Source organism: Kribbella sp. NPDC050470, assembly GCF_044458365.1.
In the GTDB taxonomy this organism is placed as follows: domain Bacteria; phylum Actinomycetota; class Actinomycetes; order Propionibacteriales; family Kribbellaceae; genus Kribbella.
Genome location: NZ_JBITHV010000007.1, coordinates 323,803 through 336,209, shown reverse-complemented (window position 1 = coordinate 336,209; position 12,407 = coordinate 323,803). Strand labels below are relative to the sequence as shown.

General features: G+C 67.7%; 11 protein-coding genes and 1 pseudogene. 9 read left to right on the top strand and 3 right to left on the bottom strand.

Annotated features, from left to right (window positions below):
- The first annotated feature begins 1,074 nt into the window (after nt 1-1,074).
- The 7 genes and pseudogenes from ACIBGM_RS22670 to ACIBGM_RS22640 all read left to right on the top strand — a co-directional run bounded on the left by ACIBGM_RS22670 (nt 1,075) and on the right by ACIBGM_RS22640 (nt 6,884).
- Nucleotides 1,075-1,677, top strand: coding sequence for a hypothetical protein (locus ACIBGM_RS22670; protein WP_396386683.1), 603 nt, complete (start codon nt 1,075-1,077; stop codon nt 1,675-1,677).
- Nucleotides 1,678-1,909: 232 nt separating this feature from the next.
- Complete coding sequence (locus tag ACIBGM_RS22665; protein WP_396386682.1) at nt 1,910-2,653, top strand: Type 1 glutamine amidotransferase-like domain-containing protein; 744 nt, start codon at nt 1,910-1,912, stop codon at nt 2,651-2,653.
- A gap of 263 nt (nt 2,654-2,916) precedes the next feature.
- Nucleotides 2,917-3,348 carry a Fur family transcriptional regulator gene (locus ACIBGM_RS22660; protein WP_360525438.1) on the top strand — a complete coding sequence of 144 codons (432 nt, stop codon included), beginning with the start codon at nt 2,917-2,919 and terminating at the stop codon, nt 3,346-3,348.
- Nucleotides 3,349-3,381: 33 nt separating this feature from the next.
- On the top strand, nt 3,382-5,601 hold the full coding sequence (gene katG / locus ACIBGM_RS22655; RefSeq protein WP_396386681.1) for a catalase/peroxidase HPI: 2,220 nt from the start codon (nt 3,382-3,384) through the stop codon (nt 5,599-5,601).
- 107 nt (nt 5,602-5,708) lie between these two features.
- A complete protein-coding gene (locus tag ACIBGM_RS22650; protein WP_396386680.1) occupies nt 5,709-6,227 on the top strand; it encodes a helix-turn-helix transcriptional regulator in 519 nt (172 codons plus the stop codon).
- A 59-nt stretch (nt 6,228-6,286) separates the two neighbouring features.
- Nucleotides 6,287-6,463 (top strand): annotated as a pseudogene (locus tag ACIBGM_RS22645) (nucleotidyl transferase AbiEii/AbiGii toxin family protein); the annotation flags it as partial.
- A gap of 61 nt (nt 6,464-6,524) precedes the next feature.
- Complete coding sequence (locus ACIBGM_RS22640) at nt 6,525-6,884, top strand: nucleotidyl transferase AbiEii/AbiGii toxin family protein (protein ID WP_396386814.1); 360 nt, start codon at nt 6,525-6,527, stop codon at nt 6,882-6,884.
- On the opposite strand, the gene ACIBGM_RS22635 is transcribed toward ACIBGM_RS22640, so the two are convergent.
- The gene (locus ACIBGM_RS22635) at nt 6,844-7,446 is read right to left on the bottom strand and encodes a sigma factor-like helix-turn-helix DNA-binding protein (protein WP_396386813.1); all 603 of its coding nucleotides are present in this window, start codon (nt 7,444-7,446) and stop codon (nt 6,844-6,846) included. The two genes, ACIBGM_RS22640 and ACIBGM_RS22635, sit on opposite strands and share 41 nt — an antisense overlap.
- Nucleotides 7,447-7,527: 81 nt before the next feature.
- On the bottom strand, nt 7,528-8,478 hold the full coding sequence (locus ACIBGM_RS22630) for a phosphotransferase (protein ID WP_396386679.1): 951 nt from the start codon (nt 8,476-8,478) through the stop codon (nt 7,528-7,530).
- 70 nt (nt 8,479-8,548) lie between these two features.
- Between ACIBGM_RS22630 and ACIBGM_RS22625 the strand changes: the two genes are divergently transcribed.
- Nucleotides 8,549-9,985 (top strand): GuaB1 family IMP dehydrogenase-related protein, encoded by a 1,437-nt coding sequence (locus ACIBGM_RS22625; protein ID WP_396386678.1) that lies wholly within the window; start codon nt 8,549-8,551, stop codon nt 9,983-9,985.
- A gap of 342 nt (nt 9,986-10,327) precedes the next feature.
- On the opposite strand, the gene ACIBGM_RS22620 is transcribed toward ACIBGM_RS22625, so the two are convergent.
- Nucleotides 10,328-11,386: a hypothetical protein gene (locus ACIBGM_RS22620; protein WP_360525423.1), complete on the bottom strand. Its 1,059-nt coding sequence runs from the start codon at nt 11,384-11,386 to the stop codon at nt 10,328-10,330.
- A gap of 150 nt (nt 11,387-11,536) precedes the next feature.
- On the opposite strand from ACIBGM_RS22620, the gene ACIBGM_RS22615 reads away from it, so the two are divergent.
- Entirely contained in the window at nt 11,537-12,376 is an 840-nt protein-coding gene (locus ACIBGM_RS22615; RefSeq protein WP_396386677.1) for a hypothetical protein, read from the top strand.
- Nucleotides 12,377-12,407: the final 31 nt, after the last annotated feature.

The following is a 12,407-nucleotide window of genomic DNA, read 5'->3' as shown; positions in this document are numbered from 1 at the left end:
GGGATGCGCGGTACTGGGCGCCGTTGGGGATCGGGTCGAATGGGGGAATGCGTGGACCCAGGTCGTAGATTGCGTGGGGTCGAGTCGTGTCCTCGGTTGGTGGGATGTCGGGCCAGCGTTCCAGGAGGCTGGGGACCACCTCGGCGGTCGGACTCGGTGGACTGAGCCTTGCCATCGGAACGCGATGAAGTTGGGTGGTTCGGTTGGCCAGCCGCTGACGCCGTACGGGTGGAAGTAGCAGTGTTCGTCGGTGACGAACTGGCGGAACGTGTGTGGGCCGCCGCCACCGGGTTGTTGGTCGTTCACGGCGACGCAGTATGTCCAGCTGTCGGCCACGCTTCGCACGTTGATCACTCCTGCAAGGTAGGTGTCGAGCTGGTCGAGCCAGAAGCGCTCGCGGCCGCGGCAGGCCGACCGCACCGCGACGATGCCGGCCAGAACGTGCAGCCACGGCAGGTGGACCTTAGGTACCCCATCGATCTCCGCTGGCAGCTGGGTCCTGGCCAGCGCCTCGCTGGCTTGGGACAGGCGACCTCCAGGTCGGTGCGGCCGACCTGGTCGCGGACCTCGAGATCGATCGCGATCTGGTTCCGATCCGGGCGGCCGATTCCTGGTGCGGTACGGCGAACGATTGCTTCGAGCAAGTCGTCGCAATGTGGGAGCGTGAATCCGAGTGCGGCGGTCAGGTCGTTCTCATCGTGCCCGAGGAGATCGAACACGGCCTTGACCTCCGTGCAGTGTCTGGTCAGCCAGTCCACACTCGTCCTCCCAGGATTTCGCGTCGGTCTACCTGTTCCAGTCCATCCTGGATACGTCGAATCGGCAACGTTCTGAGCGAGAGGAGGGGCGGTGTCAGTCTGTCGGAGCCCGGGATGTGAGCGTGCGACACCGGACCTGGTCTGCTGTCGCCGTGTCGATCGATGCCGGTCGTACTGCAGGGCGTGCACTCGTGGGATTCGGGCTCGCGAGATCCCGGAGTTCCCGGTCGATCTTCTGACCTGCTCGAACTGCGGGCATCGCGTGATGGTGCATCGTGGCGAGCGTCGGCCGTGCTTCGAGTGCGACATTCGCCAGGTGTCGGACGATCGGTTTCTGGCTGAGCGCCGTACGGAGGAACTCGCCGCAGGGTTCGAGTTGGTCGCCTACGCGCGGCACCATCTGCTGAACACCGGTGGCCGACCCGAGTTCGCCTCGTCCGTCTGGTATCGGCACAAAGCGTGCGGCGCGATCGTGCCGGCGTGGCAATTCCGGCGGACGGATCCCAAGACAGGTGAGGGTGCGCCGCCGCTGTGCTACTTCTGTGGTGGCGAACCATGGCGACGGTCCACCGCGCGAGACCCCGCTTGGCCGGCGCTTCTTTACCTTGTGCGGTTCCAGGCCCGCGGGAGTCGGCTGCTCAAGATTGGGCTCACCACATCTGGCCTTGGGCGGCTGGACGCTCATTTGCGGCTCGGTGCTCCCTTCGACAAAGTTGCCTCGGCTGAGAAGCGCATCATCGAACTCTGCGCCGACCACCGCACGGAGCCGCACGCGTTCATGGGCCACTTCGGGACCAGAGAGACCTTTCGAATGAGTGCACAGGGTCTGATCGGTGATCTCACCATGTACGTCGGGCGTCGCGGTCGCGACCGGACCGAGGAATGGCGGCAGCGGGCGATTCAGCGCGGGGCGAGATAGGCGCACGCTGGCTTCTGGCGACGGTTGACGATCCGGGGGTACGGTGCGCGCGTGCCCGGGGAAGGTGTCGAAGGCGCGTGCAGGTTGTGCGTGGGGAGAACACCGCGTTCGGGTCGACTGCACAGAGATCCGTATGGCGCTTCCCGATGGGTACGGCCTTTGGCCGGTGGCGCTGGGCTCAGGTCGATTCGGGTTGATCGAATGCTGTGACGGGAAATAGGAAGGTAGGAGAATGCGAGCTCTTCTTACGTCTGGCGGGATCAAGAACGACAGCATCCGGGATGCGTTGGTTGATTTGTTGGGGAAGTCGATCGAAGAGTCCAGCGCTCTCTTCATCCCCACGGCCATCTATCCGTTCCCTGGTGGGGCCGGGGCGGCGTGGCGGGCGCTCTCCGGTAAGGGGCCGTCGCGGTTGGCTGAATTGGGCTGGAAGTCGTTGGGGATTCTGGAGTTGTCGGTGCTGCCGAGTATCGAGGAGGAGGCTTGGGTGCCGACGGTTCGGGAGGCCGATGCGCTGCTGGTCTGGGGTGGTGACCCGTTGTTCCTCGCTAATTGGATGCGGCGGTCGGGTCTGGCTGATCTCCTGCCGACGTTGCGCTCTGATGCGGTGTACGTGGGGGTGAGCGCGGGGAGCATCGCTGCCACCTCGACGTTCGTCGAGACGTACGTCGATCCGCCCCGCGTGAACGATGGACCGCTGAAGTTGGAAGAGGTGGTCTTCAGCACGCCCCAGGGCGACATCGACAGGATCCTGGTCACGGGTCAGGGAACGGGACTCGTCGACTTCGGGGTGATCCCGCACCTGGAGCACGAACACCATCCTGACGCTTCGTTTGCCAACGCCGAGAAGTGGGCGGCGAGGATTCCCGCGCCGACGTACGCAATCGACGACGACACCGCGATCAAGGTGGTCGACGGCACCGTCGAAATCGTCTCCGAAGGCCAGTGGAAACTCTTCCAGCCAGCCAACTCCTGAACCCGGAGCCCGCCGAACCCGGGATCCAGCAAGCCGTGAGCACGCGACGCAGGAGCGGGCGTGGCGGCTGCGTGGGCTGATTGCGGTTTGCGGATCGCAAGTGTGGTCGGACGAGCGGTGGTAGCCGCGCAAGAGGGGCGGGTGGGAGCGCCGGCCGAGCACGCGACGTAGGAGCGCGTGGAGCTGGCGCGTGGGGGCGACACCGGCAACATGCTGTGGAAGCTAATCTTGACTGGTTCCAGAAAAGGGGGCAGACTCGGGGCGTGCCGTCGGGTGAGGAGCTTCAGGGGTTGTTGCGGGGCGCTGCGCTGCGGGTGACTCGGCCGCGGTTGGCTGTGCTGGGCGCCGTACATGCGCATCCGCATGCCGACACGGACTCGATTATCGGTGCCGTGCGCAACGAACTTCCCGAGGTCTCGCACCAGGCGGTGTACGACTCGCTGCACACGTTGACCGCAGCCGGGCTGGTACGGCGGATTCAGCCGCACGGCCTGGTCGCGCGGTACGAGTCGCGGGTGGGGGACAACCATCATCACGTCGTCTGCCGGTCGTGCGGTGTCATCGCCGATGTCGACTGTGCGGTCGGTCATGCGCCGTGCCTGACCGCGTCCGACGACCACGGGTTCGTCATCGACGAGGCCGAGGTCATCTACTGGGGCCTGTGCTCCGACTGCTCCACCGCACGTAGTTCATGACTTCCTCGAAACGTCCAGTCTGGAAGGGATCCGATGTCTGAGAACCACCCGCCGCTGCCGGCGGAAGCGTCCACGGAGAGCCAGGGCAAGTGCCCGGTCGCGCACACCACCCGGGCGCCGCACCCGACCCAGGGCGGCGGCAACCGCGGCTGGTGGCCGGAGCGGCTCAACCTGAAGATCCTCGCGAAGAACCCGGCCGTGGCGAACCCGCTCGGCGAGGAGTTCGACTACGCGGCCGAGTTCAAGACCCTCGACCTGGCGGCGGTGAAGGCGGACATCGCCGAGGTGCTGACCACGTCCCAGGACTGGTGGCCGGCCGACTTCGGGAACTACGGCCCGTTCATGATCCGGATGGCCTGGCACAGCGCGGGCACGTACCGGATCAGCGACGGCCGCGGTGGCGCCGGCGCGGGCCAGCAGCGGTTCGCGCCGCTGAACAGCTGGCCGGACAACGGCAACCTGGACAAGGCCCGCCGGCTGCTGTGGCCGGTGAAGAAGAAGTACGGTCAGAAGATCTCCTGGGCCGACCTGATGATCCTGACCGGGAACGTCGCGCTGGAGACGATGGGCTTCGAGACCTTCGGGTTCGCCGGCGGCCGTGCGGACGTGTGGGAGCCGGACGAGGACGTGTACTGGGGTCCGGAGACCACCTGGCTGGGCGACGAGCGGTACACCGGCGACCGCGAGTTGGAGAGCCCGCTCGGCGCCGTACAGATGGGTCTCATCTACGTGAACCCGGAAGGCCCGAACGGCAACCCGGACCCGATCGCCGCGGCCCGCGACATCCGCGAGACCTTCGGCCGGATGGCGATGAACGACGAGGAGACCGTCGCGCTGATCGCCGGCGGCCACTCGTTCGGCAAGACCCACGGTGCCGGCCCGGCCGACCACGTCGGGGTGGAGCCGGAGGGTGCGCCGATCGAGGCGCAGGGGCTCGGCTGGAAGAGCACCTACGGCACCGGCAAGGGCAAGGACGCGATCACCAGCGGCCTCGAGGTCACCTGGACCACGACGCCGACCGAGTGGAGCAACGACTTCTTCGAGATCCTGTTCGGCTACGAGTGGGAGCTGACCAAGTCCCCGGCCGGCGCGCACCAGTGGGTGGCGAAGGACTCCGAGGACATCATCCCGGACGCCTACGACGCGGCGAAGAAGCAGAAGCCGACGATGCTGACGACCGATCTGTCGCTGCGCTTCGACCCGATCTACGAGGAGATCTCGCGGCGCTTCAAGGACAACCCGGACCAGTTCGCGGACGCGTTCGCCCGCGCCTGGTTCAAGCTGACCCACCGCGACATGGGTCCGGTCGTGCGTTACCTCGGCTCGGAGGTTCCGAGCGAGACGCTGATCTGGCAGGACCCGCTGCCGGCGGTCGAGGGCGAGCTCATCGACGCCGCCGACATCGACGCCCTGAAGGCTCAGGTCACCGCGTCGGGCCTGTCGGTCGCGCAGCTGGTCTCGACCGCGTGGGCGGCGGCGTCGTCGTTCCGCGGCAGTGACAAGCGCGGCGGCGCGAACGGCGCCCGCATCCGCCTCGAGCCGCAGAGCGGCTGGGAGGTCAACAACCCGGACGAGCTGGCCACCGTGCTGAACACGCTCGAGGGCATCCAGAAGTCCTTCAACGCCGCCGGCGGCAAGCAGGTCTCGCTGGCCGACCTGATCGTGCTCGCCGGTACGGCGGGTGTCGAAGCGGCGGCCAAGAACGCCGGGTACGACGTACAGGTCGGCTTCACCCCGGGCCGCGTGGACGCGTCGCTGGAGCAGACCGATGTCGACTCCTTCGCCGCGCTCGAGCCGGCCGCCGACGGGTTCCGCAACTACTACGCCAAGGGCAACCGGCTGCCGGCCGAGTACCTGCTGCTCGACAAGGCCAACCTGCTCACCTTGAGCGCGCCCGAGCTGACTGTCCTGGTCGGCGGCCTGCGTGTGCTGGGCGCGAACTACGACGGCTCGAAGCTGGGCGTCTTCACCGACACCCCGGGTTCGCTGACCAACGACTTCTTCGTGAACCTTCTCGACCTGGGCACGGAGTGGACCGCGGTCGACGACAGCCAGGAGGTCTTCGAGGCCCGTGACGCGTCGGGTGAGGTCAAGTGGACCGGCACCCGCGCCGACCTGGTCTTCGGCTCCAACTCCGAACTGCGCGCCGTCGCCGAGGTCTACGCCAGCGACGACGCGAAGCAGAAGTTCGCCGAGGACTTCGCCGCCGCCTGGACCAAGGTCATGGAGCTCGACCGCTTCGACCTCCGCTGACCGCCGTACCAGCACACAGGCCGGCTCCCTCACGCCAGAGGGAGCCGGCCTTCTGCTGTCTGAAATCTGTGAGGTATCCTTTCGGATACATCGAGGGTGGTGGATCCATGAGCACAGCGGAGATACTGCGACGCGCTCGGCGGGAGGCGGGCCTGAACCAGGAGGAGCTTGCCCGACGGGCCGGTACGTCGCGCCCGACCTTGTCGGCCTACGAACACGGCAGGAAGTCGCCAACGCTGGAGACAGCGACGCGACTGCTCGGAGAAGCCGGCTTCGAGCTGGACATCCGACCGCGGGTGACCTTCGTCGAGCGTGGAACGTCCCGGGGTCGTGTGATCGTGGTGCCTACGACACTGCCCAGACTCCCGATCCAGGAGGCGCTGGCATCCGTCAAGCTCCCGCTGCATCTGAACTGGTCCGACCCGGGAAGGCAGTTCAACCTGCGGGACCGGGCGCAGCGAGCGCGGGCGTACGAGATCGTCTTGCGCGAAGGCGGCCCTGAAGACATCCTCAAGTACGTCGATGGTGCCCTTCTCATCGACCTGTGGGACGACCTGGTGCTCCCGCGCGCGGTCCGTGCCGCCTGGGCAGAAACGGTTGAGGACGCGATCGTGGCGGCGGCGTGACCGCCGATTCGGCCGATGTCCCAGGCGGTCTGACCCCGTTCCAGCTCGACGTCGCGCAGATGTTCTTCAGTCTGCCGGCCAGCGCCGGGTTCCTGCTCGCCGGAGGCGCAGCGCTGGCAGCCCAGCGCCTCACCAGCCGGCCGACCCGGGATCTCGACTTCTTCACCGGGCCTGGTCGTGGGGACGTTGCGGCGGCCCGAGATGCCTTCGAGGCTGCGGTGCAGGCCCGAGGCTGGACGGTAGATCGGGTGCATGACAGCGACACGTTCTGCCGGATCGTAGTCTGCGGCCCCGAAGATCTGCTGGTCGACCTCGCGCTCGACTCGGCGCCCAACGGGCCATCAAACTGCGAGCGTCGCGGGCCCGACGTTCGGTCTCGAAGAACATGCCGGCCGCAAGGTGATCGCGCTCTTCGATCGAGGCGAGGCCCGGGATTTCGCGGACGTGTACGTCTTGGCGCAGCGGTACGACAAGGACCGCCTGCTGGCCTGGGCCGCCGAGGTGGACGCCGGGTTCAGCCTAGCTGTCTTCGCTGACATGACCGGTGCGGTGTCCCGGTTCGGCGACGACGAACTGCCCGTGAATGCTGAGGAAACCGCTGCGTTGCGGAAGTTCTTTACAGCCTGGGCGGCCGAGCTGCGAACGCCTGAGTCTTAGCTGACAGAAGTCCGACCCTGCGTCCCGCGGAGCCGGTTTTGTCAGATTCGGGTGAGTTTGTCGGGGTTGGTGATGGAGTAGACGCCGGTGATGTGGGGCCGTCGAGGTCGAGGATCAGGACGGCGAAGGGGGAGCCGGCGGTGAAGAGGACGGCTGAGAGGTCGCCGTTGATGTTGCGGTAGGCAACGGTTGCGTCGGCGGGGACGTTCAGGGCGACTGTGATCAGCAGGTCGGCGACGGTGTCGCGGCCGTGTACGGGGAGCAGGCTGGTGGCGGGGCCCTTGCCGCCGCCGTCGGTCCACAGCGTGACGTCGGGGGCCAGGACGTCGAGCAGGGCTTCGAGGTCGCCGCCGAGGGTCGCTTCGATGAAGCGCTCGGTCGCCTTCTGCTGGACGCGGGCGGTGACTCGGTAGCGGGGGCGCTGGGCGGTGACATGCTCGCGAGCCCGGTGGGCGACCTGGCGGATCGCTTCGGGCGTGCGGCCGAGCATGTCGGCGATCTCGGTGTACGGGTAGGCGAACGCCTGGTGCAGGACGAAGACCGCAGGTTCGGCCGGACTCAGGGACTGGTGAGGCGGCGGGGGTGCCGGTCGTCGACGTGCCGGGAGTCGGGGTGTCGGTTGCCGGCCGCCGGGGGCTGTCGCCTAGAGGTGGTCGAGGCCTGGGCGGGCGTGCTGGGCCCACCACATCAGGTCGGCGTGGGCTTGGGTGCGGGTTTGGGGGTGTTTGTGGGTGGTGGCGTCTAGGGCCTTGTTCCAGGCGAGGTCGAGTAGGCCGGCTAGGAGGGCGAGGTCTATGTCGGGTCTGGTGATGTGGGGGTTCAGGGCGCGGAAGCGGGTGATGAGGGATTCGCGGGTGGGGGTGATGTGGGCGGCGGAGCCGGAGAGGAAGATGGCTAGGTCGAGGGCGGGAGGGCCTTCGGTGGCCAAGGCCCAGTCGAGGAAGACGAGCTCGTCGGGGAGTAAGGCGAGGTTGACGGGCCAGAGGTCGGCATGGAGGAGGGTGGTGCCGCCGCGGCGGAGCGCCGTCGCCAGAGTGGCCGGGTTCGCGTGCAGGGCGAAGACTGCGTCGACGACTGACGGGTCGAGGAGGTCGGCGAAGTGGTCCCAGCCGCGCAGGATGAGGCGGGGCAGTTCGCCGGGTTGGGAGCCTGCGACCTCAGGGGACAGCAGAGTCAGCCGCGTTTCCAACGGGCAGAGGCCGGCAGGAGCGTCCCCAGCGAAGGCACGATGCATACCCACCAGGGCAGTGAGGATGCGATCGCACTCACCCGTGGTGAGCGTGCGTTTCCAGCCCGGTACGGCGTCGCCCAGGTCGCGCATCACGGTGACCGTCGTACCGTCCTCGTCGGAGACGTCGACAATCGCGTGACCGAGGCCCGCCGGCAGCCGGTCGAGGACGCCCGACGACCACAACAGACGCTCGCGATCGACACCGCCAGTGAGCGCAACGGTGAGGTCTGCAGCAGGATCGGCGTACTTGACGACGAGCCGGGTCCCGTCGTCGAGGCGGACGCGTTCGAGGCGCGCGCCGGAGCGGCCGTCGTGGTCGTCGAGGATGGTGCGCTCGACCACTCGTTCGAGGATTGCGCTCATCGCCCGGCTCCCGACCCAGCTGGTACTGCGTGGGACCATGGTGACGCCATCCGCCGGAAGGGGCCATGCCATGCGCTTTCACCATGATCGAGAGCCGGCCGGGGATCTGACGTTCAGTGACGTCTTCCTGGTCCCGAACCGGTCCGCGGTCGTATCGCGGCTGGACGTGGACCTGTCCACGAGCGACGGCAGCGGGACGTCGATCCCGGTCGTCGCGGCGAACATGACTGCGGTGTCCGGCCGCCGGATGGCCGAGACGATCGCGCGCTGCGGCGGGCTGGCGGTGATCCCGCAGGACATCCCGGTCGACGTGGTCGCCGACGTCGTTGCCTGGATCAAGGAACGGCACACCGTCCACGACACCGCGCTGGTGCTGCCGCCGACCGGGACCGTCGGCGAGGCGCTGAACCTGCTACCGAAGCGCGGTCACAACGCGGTGATCGTGGTCGACGACGGCCGCCCGGTCGGGGTGGTGACCGACGCCGACTGCGCCGGCGTGGACCGCTTCACCCAGTTGGACGGGATCATGTCCCGCGAGCTGCAGACCCTGCCCGCCGGGATCGATCCCGAGCATGCCTTCGACCTGCTGCACGACGGTCGCCACCGGCTCGCGCCCGTGGTCGATGCGGACGGCACCATCGTCGGCATCCTCACCCGGCAGCGGGCGCTGCGGGCGACCCTGTACGACCCGGCCGTCGACGCCAACGGGAAGCTCCGGATCGCCGCCGCGATCGGGATCAACCGCGACGCCGAGCAGAAGGCGAAGGCGCTGCTGGACGTCGGAATCGACGTACTGGTCATCGACACTGCGCATGGTCACCAGGAGCGGATGCTCGAGGTGCTCAAACAGGTCCGCGCCCTCGGGCCCGACGTCCCGATCGTCGCCGGGAACGTGGTCACCGCCGAGGGCGTCAGCGACCTGGTCGCGGCCGGTGCGGACATCATCAAGGTCGGCGTCGGACCGGGTGCGATGTGTACGACGCGGATGCAGACGGCCGTGGGCCGGCCGCAGTTCTCCGCCGTACTGGAGTGTGCCGAGCGGGCGCGTCAGCTCGGCAAGCACGTGTGGGCGGACGGCGGCGTACGGCATCCGCGGGACGTCGCGCTGGCGCTGGCCGCGGGGGCATCGAGTGTGATGATCGGGTCCTGGTTCGCGGGGACGTACGAGTCGCCCGGCGACCCGCATCGCGACAACGACGGCCGGATCTACAAGGAGAGCTTCGGGATGGCCTCGGCCCGCGCGGTGCGGTCGCGGACGGCCGACGACACCCCGTTCCAGCGGGCCCGGAAGGGCTTCTTCGGCGAGGGCATCTCGACCGCCCGGATGTACCTCGACGCCGAGCGCCCGAGCGTCGAGGACGTGCTCGACTCGATCGTCTCCGGCATCCGGAGCTCGTGCACGTACGTCGGCGCCGGCACCCTCGAGGAGTTCCACCAGCGCGCCGTCGTCGGCATCCAGACCGCCGCCGGCTACACCGAAGGCAAGCCTCTCGACACCAGTTGGTGACAGTGGCGTTTCCGCCGGACGGCGATTTCCGCGCTTCGACGGTTGCGTAAACGACTACAGAGAGTCTCATTCCCGGGGTGACGTCCAGGCCAGAACGGCTTCATTCCCAGGGCGATAGGCAGGCGGTGACGCCCGTGGCACTGTGTAGTCAACGGGGTGGAGGGGAGGACGCCGCAGACACTGTCCGGGGTCGCCGATCTCGCAGGGGGCGTGGGATCGAACGACGCGGGGGGCTCACAGCTAGGCGTCCCACACCGTGGTCGCGGGTGGTGGTGTTCAGTTCGACCGAGGCTTGGGAGGGCGACTCGGGAACTCGGACCCACCACCCGCGACTGCTGTGGCTCAGCCTTCCACGGTGCCGGCGGCCGGTCGGGCGTGGGTCTCGGGTCTGGGTAGCGCCTGTGCCGGAGCCTCCGGCCGGGCGACGACGGCCGACTTGCCCGGCACACGGGCGAGGACCGCCTCGGCCTGATGGTCGATGAGTCCAGTGAAGAGTTGCTGGGCATACCCGAACAGCAGCGCGTACGCGAGCACCTGGGCCTGCGAGTCCAATGCGCTCAGGCCTGGTACGAACTCGCCCCGAATGGCAATCAGGCCTGCGATCGCGGTGACCACCCCGAACGGAACCTTGAGCACGGCAAGCGCGATCGGGACGTGGTACGGCGTTGACGTACCCGTGACCTTCCTGATCGCCAGCGAGGCTGCGATCGCGGCACCGAGGAGTCCGAGCAGGGCGACCACGAGGACGTCGTCGCTGGAGGGCTGTCCGCCGGTCGGGCAGTACTGCGGCCCGTCCGCGTCGGGCTGAAAACACAGCGGTACGGCGGTCGGGTTCATGGCGACCGCGAGTACGAAGAGGCCGACGAAAACACCGAGGATGATCGCGGACAACAAGATCATGTTGCGGAAACTGCGCAGCCGGGAATGTTGCCGGTCTGCAGCGGCGTAACCGATCTCGATCAATTTGCTCAGTAACACCGCCCTGTCCGACTCCGGCGGCATCGTGAGGATCCTTCGCGCATCCCGTCGGCGTAGGTCGTCGCGATGCAGTGAGACCTCGACTCGGCCGACGGCCTCCGGGATCTCTGCCTCGACCTCTTCGGAGCTGTAGTGCGCCGCCAGGATCGCCTCGGCAGCATGCAGGTTCTGGTACGCCGCCTCGATGAGCGTGCCTCGCACCCAGTTCCCGACCCGCGTCGGTATGGGATTGTCGCGATAGGCCGCGTCCTTGGCCCGGCGGATCAACTCTTCGGCGCCGTCGAGCAACTCGTCGACCGTCGTGTCGCCCGACTGCCGTGCGCGGATCGCCCTCAGCTTCGCTTCCAGCACGGTGGCGTTGACGGCGACATTCTGTACCCAGACCCGCTTGCGGAGCTTTTCTCCCTCCCGGAATTTCTCCATGGTTCCCCCCACGGTTCGCACATTCTTTTGTAAATCCCACTTCATGTGAGGGTGACACTGCGTAGCCATCCCGTCCAGAGGGTGGCCGGCCTCGATTGGGTCACGCGGTAATCAGGTGCAGTGCGCCAGTGGGGGTGAGAGAGTCTTGGCGTGGTGGATGCAGCGCGGGTGGAGCCGGTGGGGGCTCTCGAGGTCGCGTGTGACGAGTCCGGGTACGAAGGGGAGAAGCTCGTCGGTGGTGTGACCGACGTGTTCGCGCATGCGAGCGTTTGTATCAGCGAGGCCGACGCGGCCGCCTGTGTCGCCGAGTTGCGGCGGCGGATCCGGTCGCCCGCGACGATGTACAAAGCCACTCATCTGCTCAGGTCCAAGCACCGCGCGGTGTTGCTGTGGCTGCTCGGGGACGACGGTCCGTTGCTCGGCAACGCACGGGTGTTCCTGGTCGACAAGACGTACTTCCTGGCCGATGCGCTCGTCACCTGGCTCGGCGCCCGTCCGGAGCTGACCCGGTTCCTGTACGACGCCTCCCGCCGTACGGCGGAAGCCGAAGCGTTCCTGATCGCGGCCAACGACTTTCTCCGGATCACGCTCCGCGACGAGCAACCCGTCGTCTCGCCGCTCGACCCGCTGCTGCCCGCGATCGTCCGGGCCGTCGAGTACTGGGGCGCCGGCGGCCGGCCGGTCGCGGTCGCGCACGACCGCCAGACCACGTTGTCCCCCGAGCGCGTCCGCACCTTGCGGGCCGCGAACTTCGCCGGCCTCGAGCAGGTGGACTCGTTCACGGACTCACGAGTCCAGGTGGCCGACTTCCTCGCCGGAGTGGCGCGCAAGATCGCCTCCGACCAGCTCAAGGGATCCGACGACGCCGAGGTGAGCGCGCTGCTTCGCCCGTACGTCGAACCCGCGTCGATCTGGATCGACAACGCCAGTTGGTCTCGCCTGACGGGCAGCCCTTGGCAACAACCGAAGTACGGCGGCATAGTCGAGTGATCGATACAGCAGAGTATCGGGAGCCGCTGTC

What these genes read in the sequence shown, in the direction of transcription:
- ACIBGM_RS22665 (WP_396386682.1), top strand. Translation starts at nt 1,910, where the DNA reads ATGCGAGCTCTTCTTACGTCTGGCGGGATCAAGAACGACAGCATCCGG.
- katG (WP_396386681.1), top strand. Translation starts at nt 3,382, where the DNA reads ATGTCTGAGAACCACCCGCCGCTGCCGGCGGAAGCGTCCACGGAGAGC.
- ACIBGM_RS22650 (WP_396386680.1), top strand. Translation starts at nt 5,709, where the DNA reads ATGAGCACAGCGGAGATACTGCGACGCGCTCGGCGGGAGGCGGGCCTG.
- ACIBGM_RS22630 (WP_396386679.1), bottom strand. Translation starts at nt 8,478, where the DNA reads ATGAGCGCAATCCTCGAACGAGTGGTCGAGCGCACCATCCTCGACGAC.
- ACIBGM_RS22625 (WP_396386678.1), top strand. Translation starts at nt 8,549, where the DNA reads ATGCGCTTTCACCATGATCGAGAGCCGGCCGGGGATCTGACGTTCAGT.
- ACIBGM_RS22620 (WP_360525423.1), bottom strand. Translation starts at nt 11,386, where the DNA reads ATGGAGAAATTCCGGGAGGGAGAAAAGCTCCGCAAGCGGGTCTGGGTA.